This window comes from Verruconatronum alginivorum (genome assembly GCF_056590205.1).
In genome coordinates this window covers 4,364,541-4,385,083 of sequence record NZ_JBWPVQ010000001.1, presented here as the reverse complement: position 1 = coordinate 4,385,083, position 20,543 = coordinate 4,364,541, and the positions used below count along the sequence as shown (strand labels likewise).

The window sequence follows — 20,543 nt, the reverse complement described above, 5'->3', positions numbered from 1 at the left end:
GGAGCTGCATGATGCAACCTCTAGCCAAGCTCTCACAACCCAGGATTAAACAAAATGACTAAGCATGCCACGACCCGCCGCAGGTATACTACCCTCCTCAAAACAAAAACCGGCTTTGCAGCGGGATTACTCTCCGCATCAATCGCCAGCGCCGCTCCTCAGGAAGTGCAGGTCAATCAAATCCTTGAGGCCTATACTGGCGTTCTTTACTTTAACCCTATCGGTAATCAATTTGTCCATGAATACGACCCATCGTTTCCCGGCGCCGTAAGGTTTTGCGGGCTCAATTTCATGAATTTTGATGTCGATCACTTTGCCTGGACAAGCAACCCTATCGGCGTTGGCGATGTGGTAAACAATGCACAGGGATTCAATAGTGACGATCTGTATGCTACCCCGCCGGACAGCGGCGTGACCGTTTACCGCGGTTACCGTTTCAACGATGGGGTCGATGATTTCTTCGGCTATATCTCCGTTACGGGAATTGATCCGGATTTTTACGAAGGTTCCTTCCTCGTTAATTTCTACAGGTACAATGCCACCGCCAACGAAGGGATCACAGTTATCCCGGAACCCTCGACCTACGCTTTGGGACTCGGGCTCTTTATGGGCGGGATTCTGGTCGTTCGGCGGTATCGATCCCGCAAGTAGGGAATATCACGGGAAACGCACAGGGGGGATTCATCGATTGGGGTGCCTACCATCCAGCCGATTGCATCCCTGACGTGTCTAGCGAGGGAGACTCCGCCCGGTCCGATTACGCCAGCACATCGAGGACCGCGCGGAGTTTCACTTCTGTCTCCTCCCACTCGCGGGCAGGGACCGATCCTTCGACGATTCCGGCCCCGGCGAAGAGGCGGGCATTACTTCCATCAATCAAGGTGGAACGGATCGCCACCGTGAACTCGCCATCTCCTCGCCCGTCGATCCAGCCGACCGCGCCGGCGTAGAGCCCGCGGTCAAATCCTTCCAGCCGCCGGATCGCTTCCCGGGCTTCATCACGAGGCGTTCCTCCCACCGCCGGAGTCGGGTGCAACTCCGCCAACACATCGAACAGATGCAGCCCGGCAGGGATCATCCCGGAAATCGGCGTCCGCAAATGCTGCACGTTGGCGAGCTTCACCAATCGCGGTTGCGACGAATATTCGGACGCGATCGGCAACGTTTCCAACCTCCGCCGGATCGACTCAATCACCAGCCGGTGCTCCCAGTTGTCTTTCGGACTGCGCAACAACTCCTCCCCCAACCGGGCATCGTCCGACGCGGTCTCCCCGCGCGGGGCCGACCCGGCCAACGCTTCCGTTTCCAACCGCCCGCCGGTCCTCCGAACCAATAACTCCGGGCTGGCCCCGATCAGGCTTTGTCCCCGGCCGTTCGCCACCGAATAAGTAAAACATTTTGGATACGCCATCCGCAACCGGTTCAACGCATGCAACGGATTCATCGCCTCCGGCATCCGGACGTCGAGAAACCGGGCCAAAACCACTTTCCGCAAGCGCTCCTCACGGATCAACTCCAGCGCCTGCCCCACCGATTCCTCGAATCGCACCCGGGCCCCGTTCCGCTCCGGCGAAACGGTCTCGACCGCGCCGCCGTTCCTTCCGGCCAACCGATCGACGTCCCGTTCCGACCGCCCGTAATCGAACGAGGAAAACTTCCCGTGCGCCCGCCAAACTTTTTCCGCCAACATTTCGAGGTCGGCGTCCGGCTCCACCCGTAGATTAGCGGTGGCCGAATACCGCTCGCCGCGCCGCGCCACTTGCCAACGGGGCAAAAACACCGTCGCCCCGGGAAAGGCCGCCTCCTCCGACGGCGGCGTCCCGTCGAAACCGAAGGCGCAAAAGAAATGCGGCCCGCCAAACTCGGCCTCCAAATCCCCGGTGTGGATCGTCCGGGAGAGTTGTTCTTCGACGAATGCCTTCGCCTGGACGAACCGATCATCGCCGTTCACCGAAAAAGCGACTTCCCCATCCGCCCCGGCGATCGCTTCGTCCCGGCCGCTTTTCTCCAGGTAAAAATGCAACTCCGACGGCTCGAAGATCGACTCCAGCACCGCCAACGGATCAATGTGCCCGACCCGCAGGGTGATGCTGGCGATCCGGTAACTCCCGGCCGCCCGCGCCTCCTCCCGGCAGTCGCGCAAAAACGCGATGAGACCCGCCAGGTCGCGCCGCCGCCCGGGTCGATCCGCGATGGTTTTCATTCCGCGGCGACCGTCCGGTCAGCTCTCCTCCTTGGCCGGACGCGGGAACAGGATCACCGGTTCCGCCACTTCTTTTCCATCGAGGCGGTTCGACCACTTCAACTCTCCGACAAAATCGGAGGCTTCCCCGGCCCCGAACAACTCGAGCACCTTCGCGGCGACCGACGGCATCACCGGCGACAACAGGGTCGCCGCCAGGCGCAACCCTTCCGCCATGGTGGCCAAGGTCGTCTCCAGCGCGGCCCGGTCCTCCGGAGTTTCCGATTTCGCCAGCTTCCAGGGCGCCCGCTGCTCGGCGTAGCGGTTGATCGCCCGGATGAAGGTAAAGGTCCGGTCGAGGGCGTTGTGGAACTGCAATCCTTCGTAAAACTTGATCGCCTCGCCACTGGTCTCCTTCCAGAGGTCGTGCACCGCCTTCTCCGGTTCCTCGACGACCGTCGCCTCCGGCAGGGTCCGCCCGCAATAACGGCCGACCATGTTCAACGTCCGGCTGACCAGATTCCCGAGGTCGTTGGCGAGATCGCTATTGTAACGGCTCATAAACAGGTCGAGCGAGAAATCGCTGTCCTGCCCGACGTTCATTTCCCGGATCACGAAATACCGGAACGGATCGGCCCCGAACTGATCGATCAGATCGAGCGGATTGACCACGTTGCCGGTGCTCTTGGCCATCTTTTGCCCCGAAACCATCCACCAGCCATGGACCAACAGGCTCTTCGGAAGGGCGATCCGGCAAGCGTTCAACATAATCGGCCAATAGACCGCATGCGGCGGCACCAGGATGTCCTTGCCGATCACATGGAAATCGACCGGCCAATATTCGGCGAACTCTTCCGTCCCGTAACCGACAGCCGAGATGTAATTCACCAAGGCGTCAAACCAAACGTAAGTCACATATTCGTCGTCGAACGGCAGCGGAATCCCCCACTCCAACCGTTCCTTCGGCCGCGAAATGCAGAGGTCGTTCAGCGGTTCCTTCAAGAACTCCAACACGTCCCGCTGACGGTAACGCGGGTAAATGAAGTCGTCGTTCCGTTTGATGAAATCGATCAGCCAATCCTGGTGTTGGCTCAATTTGAAAAAGTAATTCGATTCGGTCAGCTCGACCACCTCGCCGAAGATCGCCGGCCACTCGCCGTCGACCTTGTCCTTTTCCTGCAAAAACTGCTCCGCCCGGGTGCTGTAGTAACCGGTGTATTCGGCTTTGTATATCTGTCCTTCGTCGAACAGTTTCTGCAACAGATGTTGGACGATCTCCTTGTGGCGCGGTTCGGTGGTCCGGATGAAGTCATCGTTGGAGATCTCGAGACTCTCGCACAGTCCCCGGAAGGCGGTAGCCGCTTCGTCGCACAGCTCGATCGGTTCGATTCCCCGTTTGCGGGCCGCCTGCTGCACCTTTTGCCCATGCTCGTCGAGCCCGGTCAGAAAATGGACCTCCTCCCGGTTCAACCGCCGGAACCTGGCGATGACATCGGTCAGCACCTTTTCGTAAGCATGCCCCAAGTGCGGCGTCCCATTGGCGTAATCGATCGCGGTCGTGATGTAGAACTTCTTCATGGAAACCACCTACCCCAATCGAAACCGACCCAATTGGCAAAACGATAATTCGAATCGTGCCGCCCCGTAGTCGGGTTGGCTCCGCCGCCCGACGGCAGCGGCGACGATCCAACGCCTGCCGACGACCCTCCCGCGTCACCCCCAACTTCCGAACATTTCGGCCGATACGGACGAAACCGACGGGGCGGCAAAGCCACCCCCGCTACTTCAGACCCCGTAGTCGGGTTGGCTCCGCCGCCCGACAGCAGCGGCCAAGACCCAACGCCTGTCGACGACCAGACCGCGTCACCCGCGACCTCCAATCGTTTCGACTGACGACGAACGAAACCGTGACGATCTGACAAAGTAGGGATAGTCTTCCGGTTTGTCGCAAATGCCCGCGACGACGGGATTCTTGCCGAAATAGGACTACCACCTTTCGTATTCCGCCGAATCCCGGATCCAGCGGTCATACCAAGACGATTGCCAAAAACCCCGTTCCGCATTGTTCCATGCCCGCAGAGCGCGGGCACTGCGCCCCTTAAAGTTCCGCCATGCTCGAAGGAACTGCTTGCCATCAAAGAAGGCAACCGGCCTCGTAATGATGTGGAGATGGTTCGGCATGATGACCCAATCGGAGAACCCCAGTCCGTCGGAGTCGTAATCGGACAGAAATCTCATCACCTGTTGGACGGCGTGGCGGTCGCCAAAAGGAGCAAATCCGCGCCCCTGATCGAGATAGCTTTCAAGAATAGCGAACTGGCGACGGCGGTATCCAGTAGCTTGTTCGGAGGCCGGATCAATCCTCCGTAACGCGTGGGTAATCTCTGACAATTTCGCGATGATGTCTTGAGGCAGACTGCCCGCGCATCGCACGGTAACCGCGTAGCAACCGTAATCGACAACCCAATGCGGCAGTTGGTCGTAAAGAATGTCGACGATCCGTCCCTCCCAAGGCGATCTCATACCAACAAATAACTTAAATTTGACCATAGACTCAACATTGAAAACAAACAGACAGCGCCCCGCTTCACCCTCGACTTCCGAACATTTCGGTCGACGACGGACGAAACTGACGGGGCGGCAAAGCCAACCCCGCTACCTCAACCCCGTAGTCGGGTTGGCTCCGCCGCCCGACAGCAGCGGCCACGATCCAACGCCTGCCGACGACCATCCCGCGGCACCCTCGACTTCCGAACATTTCGGCCGACGACGGACGCAACCGACGGGGCGGCAAAGCCAACCCCGCACTTCAGACACCCGTAGTCGGGTTGGCTCCGCCGCCCGACAGCAGCGGCCACGATCCTACACTTGCCGACGACCATCCCGCGTCACCCGCGACTTCCGATCATTTCGGTCGACGACGGACGAAACCGAGACGGGGCGGCAAAGCCAACCCCGCTACCTCAACCCCGTAGTCGGGTTGGCTCCGCCGCCCGACCGCAGCGGCGACGATCCTACACTTGCCGACGACCATCCCGCGTCACCCGCGACTTCCGATCATTTCGGTCGACGACGGACGCAACCGCAACGGGGCGGCAAAGCCAACCCCGCTACATCAATGTTAGACTCCGGCAAAAACCCGTGTTATTCTTTTCCCGGGAGGCGAAACGAAGATGGGATTGAAATACTTCCTGCAGGGGAAATGGCTGGGGCATCCGCTCCATCCGATTTTGGCGCACATTCCGATGGGGCTCTGGCCGGCCGCCTTGATCCTCGATCTGGCCTCCCGGACCGCCGGGGATAACAACATCCTGGTCCAACTGTCGTTTTTCGCGATCGCCCTCGGACTGCTTTCCGCTTTCGCCGCCATCCCGGCGGGACTCGCCGATTGGAGCGGCATCAAGAAGGAAAAACCGGCCTGGAAACTCGGACTTTACCACCTCATCCTCAATGGAATCTCGGTCGTCGTCTGGCTCGGCAATCTCGCGATCCGGTTTCCCACCTTCAACGAAGCTCCACACGTCACCGGGCTTCAACTGACCCTTTCCGCCGTCGGCACCGCCATTCTCTTGGTCGGCGGCTGGTTCGGCGGAAGGATGGTCTTCGACCAGGGAACGAGCATCGCCCGCCAATCCAAATCGAGATGGCGCAAGATCGCCGAAAAAGGGAATTCGGCTTTGCCCGACAAATAGGAGAACCTGTGATGCGAGATTTTCTTCAAGGCAAATGGCTCGGACATCCGCTCCACCCGCTGCTGGTCCACCTGCCGATCGGACTTTTCACCCTCGCGTTTCTCTGCGACGTCCTGAGTTTCTTCCTCGATTGGCCCGCCCTCGTTCCAGGCGCCTTCTACGCAATCGGTCTCGGCATCCTCACCGGTCTGATCGCGGCGATCCCCGGCTTCGCCGATTTTAGCGACATCCGCCGGGATTCCAAAGCTAAGAAAATCGCCCGTCAACACATGGTGTTGAACATCGTGGCCTTGCTCCTCTACGGCGTGAGCTTCGCCCTGCGCCTTCCCAACCTGGAGGCGAATCCGGTCCCGTTCGCCCCATTCCTCGTCGGGCTGGCCGCCGTGGCGGTGTTATCCTACTCCGGCTACCTCGGCGGAGCCTTGGTTTACGACGATGGCGTGGCGGTCGGACGGCACCGGCGAAAGGCGCCGCTGCCCGACGAAACCGTCAAACGCGACACCGTCGCTGCGGGGGGATTCGTCGCCGTCGCCCCGGCCGACCGGATCGGACCGGGTCAATCCCTTCGCGCCGAAATCGACGGAACGGTGATTGCCGTGGTCAACCACGACGGCACGTTCCATGCGTTCCAGGAATTTTGCCCCCATCGGTACGGACCGATGTCCGAGGGGGCGATCGTCGACGGGCAAATCGAATGCCCGTGGCACCGTTCCTGTTTCGACCTCAAGACCGGCAAGGCCACCAAAGGCCCCGCCAAGGTCGATCTCCGGACCTTCGCGGTCCGGGTCGAAAACGGTCAGATCGAGGTGAAGATCTGACCGACTCAAAACCGCGGTTTACAACCGCGACTTACGCCGGCTGGAAGGCCGACAGCTTTTTCGCGACACGGTGCTTTTCCAGGTGAGCCATCACCGGGAGTCCGTTTTCGTACGGCATCGGGATCTCGCCTTGGATCAGCGGGGAGGCGTAGCGGATGAACTGGTAGTTCATGCTGATGCCATCTTCGTGGATCCACTCCTTCGGCAGCGGCTTCACGCCGTTGGCGATGTCCGCCAACGGAGCCAACCCGGTTTCGCAGGTGTAGTGGTCGGTGTCGCCGCGCAACAGGGTCACCATCTTGTCGGTCTCGCCGCCGACCGCCGCTTCGACCGCTTTTTGTCCGGCCATGAAAGCTTCGTCGTTGTCGGCTTTGGAGGAGAGATGAGCGGCCGAGCGTTGCACGTAACCGAGCTTCGCGGTGCGGGCCTTCAGATTCAAATTCGCTTCGAGCAACCCCTTCAGGTAGTCGCCGGCGCCGCCGAGTTGGGCGTGACCGAAGTTGTCGGTGCCGCTGGCCGCGAGGGAGACGTAGTTGCCGTCCGCGTCGACCAAACCTTCGCCGACCACCACGACGCAATATTTTTCCTTGGCCAAGGTCCGCTTCACGTCGTCGAGGAATTTCTCGGTCGAGAACGGAACTTCCGGCAAACAAATGATGTGCGGGGGGTCGTTCGGGTGATCCTTCCGTTTCGCCAAGGCGGCCCCGGCGGCGATCCACCCGGCGCTCCGGCCCATCACTTCGAGAATCGACACGAAGTCTCCGGAAGCGAAACCGGCGTTGTCACAGGCCATTTCGCGGACGGTGGTGGCGACGTATTTGATCACGCTGCCATAACCGGGGCAGTGATCGGTGATCACCAGGTCGTTGTCGATGGTCTTCGGAATCCCGATCACCCGGAGTTCATAACCCCGCTCGACCGCCAGCTTGGAAATCTTGTCGGCGGTGTCCTGCGAGTCGTTGCCGCCCGCGTAGAAAAAGTAACGGATGTTGTGCGCTTCGAACACCTCCAGCACCCGGGCGAAATCCTCGTCCCGGCGCAGCTTGTAACGGGACGACCCCAAAGCGGCTCCCGGCGTATGGCGCAAAGCCCGGATCGTCTGTTGAGACTCCGCCGCAAGATCGATCAACTCCTCGTTCAAGATCCCGAGAATGCCGTTCAAGCCACCGTAGATCTCCTCGATGCATTCATGATTGAGCGACTCCGAAACGACGCCGGCGATGCTGGCGTTGATTACTGAAGTGGGCCCTCCGGATTGGGCGACAAGGACGTTTCCTGCTAATTCAGCCATAGTGGTAGATGCTTTTGATTAATAAACCGCTAAGAAAAACCCAAACCCCAAACCCAAGGCAAATCAAAACTCACGGACTCAGGGTTTTTCCCATCCTTCCAGAAAGCGGCTCCCTTACCGGCGCGATCGGCGCGATTGAAAGTAGCCGGGAAAAACAGACAACCGTCTGTCATTGCGAGGAAGGAGGAACGACTGACGCGGCAATCCACGTTCCGGGAAAGGGGGCGCGGGTCGCTATTTCGTGGATTGCTTCGTCGGCGGAGCCTCCTCGCAATGACACGATGGTGATCTCACTTCTGATTGCACCCCGGCGCGATCGTTCCGGTCTTCCCAGCTTGACCCCGCCCGTGATAACCGGCATTCGTTACTGTTTTAATTATGTCCGGTCAGAACCAATCCCTCACTTCGCTGGAACCAGTTGTGGCGCTCTGCAAACGCCGCGGCTTCATTTTCCAATCTTCGGAAATCTACGGCGGCATCAACGGCTTCTTCGACTACGGCCCGCTCGGCTCGGAACTGAAGAAAAACATCCGCGACTGCTGGTGGAACGACATGGTCCGCCGCCGCGACGACATCGCCGGACTCGAAAGCTCCATCATCATGCACCCGCGAGTCTGGGAGGCTTCCGGCCACGTCGCCGGGTTTACCGACCCCCTGGTCGATTGCAAGGCGTCGAAACAACGCTTCCGGGCCGACCAACTCTTTTTCTCCCCGGTCGTCATCGATGGAAACACCGTCGGCTACGTCAGCGCTCTCGAAAGCGAACGGACCGCCGACGAACTCCAGGAAAAGGCCGAGAAACTGAAGCGCAAAAAAGCGATCCAAGGCGAGCTCGCCCCGGTCACGCCGATCGAAATGACCGATGCCACCGCCGAGCAGATTCCGTTGATCCCTTCCCCCGCCACCGGCGAACCAGGGAGCCTCACCCCGCCCCGGGCCTTCAACATGATGTTCGAAACCAGCGTCGGCGCCATGCGGGACGCCTCCAGCGTCGCCTACCTCCGGCCGGAGACCGCCCAGGGGATGTTCGTCGATTTCAAACCGACGGTCGACACCGGCCGGTTCAAGATCCCATTCGGCATCGCCCAGATGGGCAAGGCGTTCCGCAACGAGATCACCCCCCGCAACTTCATCTTCCGCTCCCGCGAGTTCGAACAGATGGAGATGGAGTTTTTCATCAGCGAGGACGACGACTGGGAAAAATGGCACCGCTACTGGATCGACTGGTGCCATGATTGGCTCGTTTCCATCGGACTCCCGGCCGCCAAACTGAGCGAATACGATCACCCCAAGGAGAAACTCGCGTTCTACTCCAAGGGGACCACCGACATCATGTTCGAGTATCCGTTCGGCGTCCAGGAACTCTGGGGGATCGCCGCCCGCGGCAATTACGATCTGATGCAACACCAGGAAAGCAGCGGCGTCTCGATGGCCTACTTCGACGAGACCTCCAAGAAGAAATACGTTCCGCACGTGATCGAACCGGCCGTCGGCGTCGACCGGATCCTTCTCGCCGCCCTCTGCGCCGCCTACGCCGAAGAAGAGGTGGAAGGCGAAAAACGGACCGTTCTCCGGCTCCACCCGCGGATCGCCCCGGTCAAGGCCGCCGTTTTCCCGCTGGTCAAGAACAAGCCGGAACTGGTCGAAATGGCCGACAAGCTCTATCGCAACCTGAAACGGCGCCACAACGTCTTCTGGGACACCGCCGGCGCGATCGGCCGACGCTACCGCCGGATGGACGAAATCGGCACCCCGTGGTGCGTCACGGTCGATTTCGACTCGCTCGAAAACGGCACCTTCACCGTCCGCGAGCGCGACTCCATGGAACAGGTCCGGATGTCCGAGGCCGAGTTCCTCGCCCTCCTCGACGAAAAGACCCTCTGAGGCTAAAGAAATCCGTCGATAGCCGCAAAAAGGCGCAAGACACTCAAAAGAAGAGGCTTATATTGGGCATGAAAGTCGCCATAACTCTTTAGTTTTGCGCCTTTTGTGCCTCTTCGCGGCTGCTCTAAGTGCTGGATTTAAGTTGAGAGATCGCCCGCGTCGCGTCGGAAGCGGTCACTTCTGCACGGCCTGCGACCAACAGGTCGACCGGCCGGCGATCGTCGAGTATTCCAACGCCACTCCGGTCCGAGGACATTCTCCCCCTTTCCGCCAACGCCGGTGGAACAACCAATCCTCCGGCGGATCACGAAAATCCTCGCCCACCGTATCCAAAGCAACGCGACAAACCGTCCGGACGGCTCGGAAGAGCGCGACCCGCTCCTCCCCCGACACCTCTCCCACCACCTTACCCGGATGGATTCCGGCCTGCCAAAGGACCTCGTCGACCATCCAGTTGCCGAGTCCCGGAAAGTATTCCTGCTTCAACAACAACGCCTTCACCGAAGTTTTCGGGTGACGCTCGAAAAACGACTCCATTCGCTTCTTGGTGAACCCGGGCGAAAGGATCGCGGGCGGAAGATCCCGCCACCACTCCGGCGCCTCCGCTCCCCGCGCGAATTCCACCCGTCCGAACTGACGGGGGTCGTTGAACACCAAGGTCCGCCCCGGCTGGTTCAACATCAAATGATCGTGTTTCCCGGCGCCCCGGTCCGACTCCCCGACCGCCAACTTGCCGCTCATCCCCAGATGCAAACCGAGCCAGAGACAACCGCCCTCCTTCGCTTTAAAGCGGAACAACATCCGCTTCCCATGCGCCTCCGATCCGATCACCCGCGCTCCCGGCATCCATTTCCGCAAGGCGGCCACATCGCACCCCCGGAAAACCCGCGTCCGGGCATGCAAAGCGACCGCCGTCACGACCTCCCCGATCCCGGCCTCCCACTGCTTCCGATAAAACTCCACTTCGGCCAACTCCGGCATTCCTCCACCCATACGAAACCACCGACGGGCCTCCAGCAAAAAATTCCTCAGGGGGGCTAGCGAAAGGCTGTTTCAACCGCATTCGTTGGAGCCCGCATTCATGCGGTCCTGACGTCCAAGAAGACCGGCTGAAGCCGGGACTCCAACAAACCCGTCTCCCCACCGATAGCCATCCTGCCCTATCCCCGGATTCTCTATTGCGTTCGAAATTCGTCAGGATAAGCAAATAACATGAGCAAAGAAAGCGCGGGACTTCTAATGTATCGAGTTTCCGGTGACGAAATCGAAGTCTTCCTGGTCCATCCCGGCGGACCGTTCTTCGCCCGCAAGGACGCGGGCGCCTGGACCATCCCGAAGGGCGAACCCGAACCGGACGAGTCCCTCGAAGAAACCGCCCTTCGGGAATTCCGGGAAGAAACCGGGATCACTCCCGCCGGACCTTTGCTCCCCCTCGGAACAATCCGTCAGAAAGGGGGCAAACAAGTCCATGCCTGGGCCTTCGCCGGAGACTGGAGCCCCGCGGACGGCCTGCCCTCGAACACGTTTGCCATGGAATGGCCGCCCAAGTCGGGCCGCATCCAACATTTCCCCGAGGTCGATCGCGCCGATTTCTTTCCGCTGTCCATCGCCCGCGAAAAAATAAACCCCGCCCAAATTCCCTTCCTGGATCTCTTGGCCCGGAGCCCGTAGTGACCGCGGTATTCCCACCCTCCACTGGTCTTCGGCTAAAGCACGAAGCTCCTGCTTGAAGGAGCGGCGCGCTTCAGCCGCCGTCAGAGAGCATGACAGGCTTTCCGCGCGTCCCCCGTGGCCGCCGCTCTTCGGTTAAGCGCGAAGGTCCACTCCTGCTCCGCACCAGCGCCGAAGGCCGGGGAACCTCCGTTCCCTTCCCTAGCGCCGAAGGTGCGAAATCCAACAGCCCAGTCCGCAGGGCTGGGTTGGCAATCCAGATGGAACCGCGGCCTGAATGGCTGCCATTCGAACGGCGCCCATCGTCGATCGTCTATCAGCTATTGTCTATGCGCGCTTCGCGCACTACAAAGGAGTCTGCTCCACGATCTCCAGGTTGTAGCCGTCGAGGGCGACAACGTGGAGCGAATGGGTCGTGAGCAGACGAATCTGACGCAGCCCCAGGGCGGCCAAAATCTGGGCTCCGATTCCGTAGTCACGGAAATCCATTTTGCCGGGGGCCGATCCGGTTTTTCTTCCCGGGGTCGCGGGGAGACGGCTGGCGAGATAATTCGGCACGCCCCCCCCCGGTTGGCACATGTAAAGGACTACCCCTTTGCCGGCCTCCGCCACGCGGCGGAGCGATTGAGTCAACGTCCGGTGACTGTTCCACTCGTTGCCCCGAAACAAATCGCCGAGGAGGTTTTCGCTTTGCACCCGGACCAAAGTCGGGGATGCATCCAATTTCCCCATACAAAAAGCCAAGTGGTGCCGGCCATCCATTTTGCTGGTGAAAATCCGCAATTCGAATTGCCCGTACTCGGATTCGAACGGCTGCGTCATCACTTGTTCGACCAACCGTTCCCGCTGATGGCGATACTCGATCAGATCGGCGATCGAGATCATCGGCAGACCGAACTTCTCCTTCACCTCCACCAAATCAGGCAACCGGGCCAGCGAGCCGTCTTCATTCAAAATCTCGCAAAGAACCCCGACCGGCGGCAAACCGGCTAACGAAGCCAAGTCGACCGAAGCTTCGGTGTGGCCCGCCCGCTGGAGGACTCCCCCCGGCTTGGCCCGCAACGGAAAAACGTGTCCCGGTTGCACCAGGTCATCGGGCCGGGCGTCGGGGTCGGCGAGGATCCGGATGGTCCGGGCCCGGTCGTAGGCGCTGATCCCGGTGGTGATGCCTTCGGCGGCGTCGACCGAGACGGTGAAATCGGTTTGGTGCGATTCCCGGTTTTCCGGGACCATCGGGTTGATCCCGAGGCGGCGGAGGTTGTGGCTAAGCGATGGAACGCAGATGAGTCCGCGTCCATGGCGGATCATCATGTTGATTCCTTCGGGAGTCGCCTTCGCGGCGGCCATGACGAGGTCGCCTTCGTTTTCGCGGTCTTCATCGTCGGTCACGATAACCAAACGGCCTTCGGCGATCGCTTGAATGGCCGTTTCGACCGGATCAAAAGGAGTTTCGTGGGCTTTGCGGGACATGGGCGGTATTCGGGTTCGGGTGGCGCGGGCGTCCATCGGTTCCGAACGTCAGGTCTCGGAAGGATCGCGCGCGGCGATTTCGTCGATTCGGATCGTGACGTTTTCCATGGCGTCGCTTCCGACGAAATTGTGATTGCTCAGGAGAATCCGGGTTCCCCGGAGGTTGGCCGGACTGATCTGCACCAGCCATTGGAAGGTTTTTTGTTCGCCCCGCAAGGTCCGCTCGACATCGGCGTAAAGCACGTAGGAACGGTTGGCGGGCAACGAAAAGGCAAATTCCCCGTCGGCATCGGTCCGGGCGTGAAGCACGGGAGACGGCAATCCTCCGAGAAAGTCGCGGTGGGTCGGAAAACCCCGAAGTTCCTTGCGCAAGGCTTCCGCGTCCCCACCGAGTCGTTCCGCCGCAGCGGTCGCGGCGGTGATTTTCTCGTCCAAAGCTTGCAGTTCATCGGCGAAAGCGAAAATCTTCGACTCCCGCGCAGCCGTCATCTGCCGGATTTCCACTTCGAGATCGCTGTTCAACGAAGCCAAGGCCGCCCCCCAAGCGTGCCGTTCCTCCCGATTCATCGAAAGCCACTTGGCCCGGCGCTCGGCATACCGCCGATACTCCTCGCGGCTCGGAATGCCCTCCGGCGCAGGGGGAAGTTGATCCACCGAGTCAATGAAGGCCGCGTTGGAGGCGATTTGACTCCGCAGCGTCAACTTCCTCGCTTCATACTGTTTAACGAATGCCTCCAGCTCAGTCCGGATCTCCGATTCCCGCCGACGATAAGCCTCTTCGACTTCCGCTTTCGCCGCGAGCGCCGTCCGTTGAGCCTTCTCCGCCTCGACCAGCTTTTCTTTGAGTGCTTTCTGCTGCAACTCAATGAAAGCGGCCCGGTCATCGAGATGGGCGCGGATGACGGATTCTTCGAAAACCTTCAACCGGGCCGATCCCAAACGCAGGCTTTCACCGTCCGGCATCACCAGGAAAACTTGTCCGGCCACCGGACTTTCCCGCCCCGTCCGTGGGTCGCACCCCACCCAAAAGAACAACGCGAGGCAGATGGCCAGAGGCAGGCAATAGGTGGTGGATCGGCGGAACATATCGGGAAATTGCATGAGAAAAAGGATCGGCGGCCTTCAACCGCCCGAAACCGGAAATCGCGTCACCATAGAAGAAAATGCGATCCGGTAAAGAAAAACCGGCGTGCGGCCCGGGTTCGTCGACCTCGAGCCGTTGTCCAGGGCGTCTTAGCGGCTGCCCCCGTTTCGCGCCAATTTATCTTCCTCATCGGTCCGAACGACCGCCGGAGCCCCCGGTTCGAGTTGCTCGATCGAGACCAGGTCCCCCCGGAAACTTCCGACCGCGACGCGGCTGGAGATCCGGACCGGAATTTGCCGATGATCGTTGGAGAACCAAATCTGCATCGGCGAATCGCCGCTCTTGTCAAACACTCCGCCGACGTCCTGCATGTCGGGTTCGACCAAAATCGCTTGTTTGAACCGGCCGGCCGGCACGTTGATGGTCTCCATTCCCCGGACATGTCCGACGCCGAGATTGGCCCGGCGCCCGTCCGAGATCGGAAGATGGACTTCCGTTCCCGGGATCAACGCATGAGCCCGCATGGCGAACACCACCGAGAGCGGATCAAGAGTGTCGGCCGGGATCTCGATCGGTTCGTGCACTTCGCCGAAATTCGAATAGGTGGCGGTCCCGTTCTCATGATCGTAAATGACCCGGACATCGCGAAGATTCCGCCCTTCTTCCTTCTTCAACAGATACAGGACGGACCCGTCCAAATTCTTGGTCGCGAAGCCGTCGATCCGGTCGCGCACCTTGTAAAACGTGTCGACGAAACGGCTGGTTTGGATGGTCAGCGAAAAATGGTAAACCTCTTCGCCTCCGAAATTGACCATCGGGTGAACCTCCAGCACCGCCGTTCCCGCCCGGACCACCCCCCAGCGCAGGGAATAGGTCAACCGCTCTCCCGCGGCGAATGGACGCTCTTCCAGCGACGGGGACACCGTGGTCGCGTTCCGGCGAGCTTCTTCGGCCCCAGCGGTCGAAGCCGCGCAGAAGCCGACGGCACCGGCGAGAAACAGGGGGAGGATTGTCGAAGATACTTTTCTGAGGATTTTTTCCATAATCAATGAGTTCTGCTAATCCCAGACATCAGTCTAGGGGATTTGTCTCAAAAAACCGTCGTCGAAAACCCGATAAGGTCAAACCGGAAGCCGACAAAGCCCATCCGCTTCGGGAGCGGCGGAAGGATCCCCTCCACCGCCGGTCCCTTCGGCCGCGGTCTGCCTTACTTCACCGGCACCGGCGGCAGTTTCCAAATATCCCGGGCATATTCGGAAATCGTCCGGTCGCTGGAAAATTTGCCGACGCGGGCAGTGTTGAGAATCGCCATCTTGGCCCACTTCTCCTTGTCGCGGAAGGCTTTGTCGACCTCGAGCTGAGCGGCCGAATACGCTTCGTAGTCCGCCAAGGCAAGGAACGGGTCGCCCCCTTCCAGCAACCGGTGCTTGATCCCGGCCAACACGTTGCTTTCGTGCGGGGTGAAATACCCCGAGCCGATCCAATCGACCACCGCCCGCAGTTCTTCGCTGCGGTAATAATAATCGAACGGATCGTAGCCGGCGGCGACCAACTCCTCGACTTCCTCCACCTTCAGACCGAAGATGAAGATGTTGTTTTCCCCGACCTCTTCCTGAATCTCCACATTGGCTCCGTCGAGGGTGCCGATAGTCAGGGCGCCGTTCAGAGCGAGCTTCATGTTCCCGGTCCCCGACGCCTCCTTGCCGGCGGTCGAAATCTGCTCCGAGAGATCGGCGGCCGGAATGATTTTCTCCGCCAGACTCACCCCGTAATCGGGCAGGAAGGCGACCTTGAGTTTTCCCTGGATCCGGTTGTCGTGGTTAATCACCTCTCCCACGGACTCGATCCCCTTGATGATCAATTTCGCCAGATCGTAACCGGGAGCGGCTTTGGCTCCGAAAATGAACACCCGGGGGGCCATTTCCAGATCCGGGTTCTGCAACAGGCGACGGTATAAACCGAGGATGTGCAACAAATTGAGATGCTGCCTCTTGTATTCGTGAAGACGCTTGATCTGAACGTCGAACATGGCGTTCGGATCGACCACCAGTCCGATCCGGTCTTCGATCACCTCGGCGAGGTCACGTTTGTTGGCCTGTTTGACCTCCATGAACTCTTTCTGGAAAGCCTTGTCGCCGGCCAACTCCTCCAGTTTTTTCAACCGCTTCAAATCCTTCTCCCAGCCTTCTCCGATCTGGCTGGTGATCAGGTCGGACAAACGGGGGTTACAGGCTTTCAACCAGCGCCGCGGGGTGATGCCGTTGGTCTTGTTCTGGAACCGTTCCGGGAACATCTCGTTGAAATCGGCGAACAGATGTTTCTTCAGGAGTTCCGTGTGCAAGGCGGCGACGCCATTGACCGTATGGCTGGCGACCACCGCCAGGAACGCCATCCGCACCATCTTCGGCTCCGATTCCTCGATGAGCGAAAGATGGGCCTTTTTCGCGTCGTCGCCCGGCCACCGGCGGTCGACTTCCTCCAAGTGGCGGCGGTTGATCTCGTAAATGATTTCGAGGTGGCGAGGCAGCACCTTTTCGAACAGCGGCACGCTCCACTTTTCGAGAGCCTCCGGCAGCAGGGTGTGATTGGTGTAGGAAAAAACACCGGTGACGACCTTCCAGGCCTCTTTCCACGGGAGCTCCTCTTCGTCGAGGAGGATCCGCATCAACTCGACCGTCGCCACCGCCGGGTGGGTGTCATTGAGCTGGATCGCGACTTTCCCCGGGAAGGCGTCCCATCCTTTATTGTATTTCCGGTAGCGCCGGATGATGTCGTGCAGCGAGCAGCAAACGAAGAAATACTGCTGGACCAAACGGAGTTCCTTCCCCGATTCGGTGGCGTCGTTGGGGTACAGGACTTTGGAAATCGTCTCGCCCATCGTCTTCTCGCGGACCGCCTCCACGTAACCCCCGGCGTTAAAGACCCGGAAGTCGAACTCCTCCGACGACTTCGACCCCCAGAGGCGGAGGAAATTGACCGTTTCCGTGCCGTAACCGCAGATCGGAATATCGTAAGGCACCCCCAACACCGTCTTGGTGTCGACCCACGCCTGGCGGCTCCGGCCGTGGTCGTCGAAACGGGTCTCCACCCGGCCGTAAAGTCGCACCTGCTGGGTGTATTCCGGTCGGACCAGCTCCCATGGATCATTGTAACGGAGCCAGTTGTCCGGATGCTCCACCTGGTAACCGTTGAAAATCTCCTGACGGAACAAGCCGAACTCGTAGTGGATCCCGTAACCGACCGCCGGCAGATCGAGGGTCGCCAGAGAATCGAGGAAACAAGCGGCCAACCGGCCGAGACCCCCGTTACCCAATCCCATGTCGGCTTCCTCTTCGACGATGGTCTTCAACTCGTGCCCAAGATCGGTCAAGGTCTCCTTGGTCTGGTCCAGGATCCCGGCGTTGAGCAGGTTGTTGGTCAACAAACGGCCCATCAGGTATTCGAGCGAAAAATAATAAACCCGGCGCACATTCTCCCGATTGTGGGTCGCCATGGTCCGGATCATCCGGTCGATGATCCGGTCGCGGGCCGCCAGCGATGTCGACACCCACCAATCGCGCACCGTCGCCGTCTCGGCGTCCCGGGCCAGGGAAAATTTCAGATGGTTGCGGATCGATCGCTTGATGTCCTCGACCGAATGGCCGACCGCGAATTTGAAGGAGCCGTTTCCGTTGTCTCCGGCCTTGGACTTGGTGGTCTTGGTTTTACTCATTATTCTTTTAAAATCTGTTCGGTTGCCGGGGGCTAACAAAACGATTTCCGAGCGGCTTGTCAAAGAATGGTTTACTTCTGCAACCGCTTCTCGATCTCGCCCGCCCCGACTTCGAAAAACGTCGCCCGACCGAGCGGACTGGTCAACGGGTTGGCGCATTTCATCAAACGCCGGGCCAAAGACACGATCTCCTCTTCCGTCACCCGATCGCCCAGCCGGATCGCTTTTTTCGCCGCCAGAAGCGCGATCCGCTCCCGGGCCAACTCCGGCTGGTTTTCCGGCAACCCCTTCTCCCGGATCACCGCCAAAAGATCCCGCACGAACTCCTCGGCCATCCCCGGCTCCAACCAATTCGGCACCGCCTCCACCCGAAAGAAATTCCTCCCGAAAACCGCGATCCCGAATCCGTTCGCATTGAGAAACTCCAGGTGATCGGCCAAGAGTGCCGTCGCCACCGGATCGAGCTCCAACGGGACCGGAAACAGAAGCCCCTGCCCCCGCTTCTCCCCCCGCCGAAACTTCTCCAGAATCTCCTCATAAACCACCCGCTCATGCGCCGCCCGTCGGTCCAACACCACCAAACCGGCCGCTGTCTCGAACAGGGCCAGCGATCCCTTCGCCTGACCGATGAATCGCCACCGCCAAACTTCGTCGCGCCCCTTCGGTCGGTTTTCCGTCGCGGGGATTACAGGCGTCGCAGCTGCCGCAGGGGCCGCGGCTACCGCGGCTACTTGGGGAGCGGGATCGGGGTCGACGGCCGCCGCCGGCATCCCCGGCATCGCTGGACGGACGATTTGCCGCGGCGGATTCCGGAATGCCCCTCCGGGAACCGGCGGCGACGGGATCGGCGCCACCGGGGCGAGCGGCATCTTCGCGGGCAGGCCGACCGGCGACACGCTTTCGTCCAACGGTTCCGGCGGCGGCGCGGACGGCACGGAGGCCTGCGATGGCCCCACGTCGACCGGGTGGCTTTCTTCCCGCAACCGCTCCAATACCGACCGGATAACGAAACTCCGCACCTTCGCTTCTTCCCGGAAACGGACTTCCCGTTTGGCCGGATGGACGTTCACATCGACTCCGGCCGGATCGATTTCCAAAAACAAAAAGGCGATCGGATAACGTCCCTTCGGCACCGCGTTATGATACGACTCCAACAACGCATAACCCAGCGTCCGGCTTTCCACCGGCCGGGCGTTGACGAAGGTCAGCATCTCGTGCCGCGTCGCCCGGCTCGCCGTCGGGCGTCCGATAAACCCCGACAAGGTCATCCCATCCTGGTCCGCCGTAATCGACAACAGCTGCGCCGCCAGACTCCGCCCGAAGATCTCCGCCAGTCGCTGCTCGAGGTTCGGACAGGAACCCGACTGGAAAACCACCCGGTCGTTTTCAATCACCTTGAAACCGACCGCCGGATGGGCGATCGCGTGCAGCCGGGCGCATTGGATGATATGGGCCGACTCGGTGGCGTCGGTCTTGAGAAACTTCCGCCGGGCCGGCACCGAATTGAACAACTGGTTCACCTCGATCCGCGTCCCGACCGGCGTCCCGCACTCACGCACATGGACGAACTTCCCGCCGTTGACCAAAATCTCCGTCCCATGCTCCGCCCCGTCAGTCCGAGTTTGCAACACGAATCTGGATACACTGGCGATCGACGGAATCGCCTCGCCCCGGAACCCGAACGACGTGATTTTCTGCAGATCGGCCGTATCCGAAATCTTGCTCGTCCCATGCCGCTCCAACGACATTAACGCGTTCTCCTGCGACATCCCGCACCCGTTATCCTCCACCCGGATGTACGACCGGCCGCCATTGCGAAACTCGACTTCGATCCGGGTCGCCCCGGCGTCCAGACTGTTCTCGATCAACTCCTTCACCACGGCCGCCGGCCGCTCGATCACCTCGCCCGCGGCGATCTGATTGGCCACCCGGTCGGAAAGAATTCGAATCGAAGACATTGAAAAAAATATAAATCAGGAATTACGAATTTTGGAAGCCCCGGACCATTTCCACCAACCGCTCCCAAAGATTAAGGTCCCCGGCGACGCCGAACACCGCGCGGACTTTGCCATCCCTGACCCGAATGTCCCGCAGTTCCACGGGACCGGGTAATTGGGCCAGGAATTCCTCGTCGATGGTGTAGATCGGATGCCGGTCCAAATGCTGCCCCGCCACCAGATCCGCCCCCTCGCGCAGCACCGTTCGATACCGCGAGGGCAAGCCGTCGATCTCGAGTTCCTCCACAATCGAATCCTGGAGATACAACCGCCGCGTCTCCGGATCGTAACGCAATCCGCCGGAAACCCGCCCCTGTCCGGAAAACCGCTGCCCCGCCCCCGAAGCGGTCGCCCGCATCCCGTAGTGGATCCGGTCCGCCCCCTCGATCAACGCCACCTGGGGTTCGCTCAAGCGCAGGGTGACCACCAGCATATACTGCCGCTCCACCGGAAACGCCCCCTCGATCTGCCGCTGCAACTCCGCCTCCGAAATCACCACGGTGAACTCCTGCTGCCGCAGGTAATAAACCAAAAACGCCAGGCCGGCCACGAACAAAACCAGAATCAAGATCAACTTCTTCATATCAACACCGCGCCGTCCACCGTGCGATTTGCGTTCCGTTCAACCACCCGATCCGACCATTTGCAAGATCTCCCTCCCCGGTGACACAGACATTCCTGTCTGTCCCCTTGTCTGTGCGCCCCCCGTGACACAGACATTCCTGTCTGTCCCCAAACGACA

Annotated in this window: 16 protein-coding genes; 5 read left to right on the top strand and 11 right to left on the bottom strand. The window is 60.3% G+C overall.

What is annotated here, in order from left to right:
- Window positions 1-54 precede the first annotated feature (54 nt).
- Window positions 55-651: a hypothetical protein gene (locus tag ACWUI2_RS15670; RefSeq protein WP_486983793.1), complete on the top strand. Its 597-nt coding sequence runs from the start codon at window positions 55-57 to the stop codon at window positions 649-651.
- 106 nt (window positions 652-757) lie between these two features.
- On the opposite strand, the gene ACWUI2_RS15665 is transcribed toward ACWUI2_RS15670, so the two are convergent.
- The 3 genes from ACWUI2_RS15665 to ACWUI2_RS15655 form a co-directional block, all read right to left on the bottom strand.
- Complete coding sequence (locus tag ACWUI2_RS15665; RefSeq protein WP_486983792.1) at window positions 758-2,203, bottom strand: isochorismate synthase; 1,446 nt, start codon at window positions 2,201-2,203, stop codon at window positions 758-760.
- An 18-nt stretch (window positions 2,204-2,221) separates the two neighbouring features.
- Window positions 2,222-3,760 carry a methionine--tRNA ligase gene (gene metG, locus ACWUI2_RS15660; protein ID WP_486983791.1) on the bottom strand — a complete coding sequence of 513 codons (1,539 nt, stop codon included), beginning with the start codon at window positions 3,758-3,760 and terminating at the stop codon, window positions 2,222-2,224.
- A 408-nt stretch (window positions 3,761-4,168) separates the two neighbouring features.
- Window positions 4,169-4,705 (bottom strand): transposase, encoded by a 537-nt coding sequence (locus tag ACWUI2_RS15655; RefSeq protein WP_486983790.1) that lies wholly within the window; start codon window positions 4,703-4,705, stop codon window positions 4,169-4,171.
- 650 nt (window positions 4,706-5,355) lie between these two features.
- On the opposite strand from ACWUI2_RS15655, the gene ACWUI2_RS15650 reads away from it, so the two are divergent.
- Window positions 5,356-5,874, top strand: a complete 519-nt coding sequence (locus ACWUI2_RS15650) for a DUF2231 domain-containing protein (protein WP_486983789.1) — start codon at window positions 5,356-5,358, stop codon at window positions 5,872-5,874.
- A gap of 11 nt (window positions 5,875-5,885) precedes the next feature.
- The gene (locus ACWUI2_RS15645; RefSeq protein ID WP_486983788.1) at window positions 5,886-6,692 is read left to right on the top strand and encodes a Rieske (2Fe-2S) protein; all 807 of its coding nucleotides are present in this window, start codon (window positions 5,886-5,888) and stop codon (window positions 6,690-6,692) included.
- 31 nt (window positions 6,693-6,723) lie between these two features.
- Here the strand turns inward: ACWUI2_RS15645 and ACWUI2_RS15640 are convergent, their stop codons facing one another.
- On the bottom strand, window positions 6,724-7,983 hold the full coding sequence (locus tag ACWUI2_RS15640) for a 6-phosphofructokinase (RefSeq protein ID WP_486983787.1): 1,260 nt from the start codon (window positions 7,981-7,983) through the stop codon (window positions 6,724-6,726).
- 378 nt (window positions 7,984-8,361) lie between these two features.
- Here ACWUI2_RS15640 and ACWUI2_RS15635 point away from each other — a divergent pair, with 378 nt between their 5' ends.
- A complete protein-coding gene (locus tag ACWUI2_RS15635; protein ID WP_486983786.1) occupies window positions 8,362-9,867 on the top strand; it encodes a glycine--tRNA ligase in 1,506 nt (501 codons plus the stop codon).
- 174 nt (window positions 9,868-10,041) lie between these two features.
- Here the strand turns inward: ACWUI2_RS15635 and ACWUI2_RS15630 are convergent, their stop codons facing one another.
- Window positions 10,042-10,848, bottom strand: coding sequence for an Fpg/Nei family DNA glycosylase (locus tag ACWUI2_RS15630; RefSeq protein ID WP_486983785.1), 807 nt, complete (start codon window positions 10,846-10,848; stop codon window positions 10,042-10,044).
- 231 nt (window positions 10,849-11,079) lie between these two features.
- Between ACWUI2_RS15630 and ACWUI2_RS15625 the strand changes: the two genes are divergently transcribed.
- Complete coding sequence (locus tag ACWUI2_RS15625) at window positions 11,080-11,538, top strand: NUDIX hydrolase (RefSeq protein WP_486983784.1); 459 nt, start codon at window positions 11,080-11,082, stop codon at window positions 11,536-11,538.
- 345 nt (window positions 11,539-11,883) lie between these two features.
- Here the strand turns inward: ACWUI2_RS15625 and ribB are convergent, their stop codons facing one another.
- From ribB to ACWUI2_RS15595, 6 genes are all read right to left on the bottom strand, one after another.
- Window positions 11,884-13,008 (bottom strand): 3,4-dihydroxy-2-butanone-4-phosphate synthase, encoded by a 1,125-nt coding sequence (gene ribB / locus ACWUI2_RS15620; RefSeq protein ID WP_486983783.1) that lies wholly within the window; start codon window positions 13,006-13,008, stop codon window positions 11,884-11,886.
- A 48-nt stretch (window positions 13,009-13,056) separates the two neighbouring features.
- Window positions 13,057-14,094, bottom strand: a complete 1,038-nt coding sequence (locus ACWUI2_RS15615; protein ID WP_486983782.1) for a hypothetical protein — start codon at window positions 14,092-14,094, stop codon at window positions 13,057-13,059.
- Between the two features lie 147 nt (window positions 14,095-14,241).
- Window positions 14,242-15,135 carry a DUF3108 domain-containing protein gene (locus ACWUI2_RS15610; RefSeq protein ID WP_486983781.1) on the bottom strand — a complete coding sequence of 298 codons (894 nt, stop codon included), beginning with the start codon at window positions 15,133-15,135 and terminating at the stop codon, window positions 14,242-14,244.
- A 164-nt stretch (window positions 15,136-15,299) separates the two neighbouring features.
- Complete coding sequence (locus ACWUI2_RS15605; protein ID WP_486983780.1) at window positions 15,300-17,804, bottom strand: glycogen/starch/alpha-glucan phosphorylase; 2,505 nt, start codon at window positions 17,802-17,804, stop codon at window positions 15,300-15,302.
- 71 nt (window positions 17,805-17,875) lie between these two features.
- Window positions 17,876-19,762, bottom strand: coding sequence for a DNA mismatch repair endonuclease MutL (mutL, locus tag ACWUI2_RS15600; RefSeq protein ID WP_486983779.1), 1,887 nt, complete (start codon window positions 19,760-19,762; stop codon window positions 17,876-17,878).
- 22 nt (window positions 19,763-19,784) lie between these two features.
- Complete coding sequence (locus ACWUI2_RS15595) at window positions 19,785-20,384, bottom strand: DUF1439 domain-containing protein (RefSeq protein ID WP_486983778.1); 600 nt, start codon at window positions 20,382-20,384, stop codon at window positions 19,785-19,787.
- Window positions 20,385-20,543: the final 159 nt, after the last annotated feature.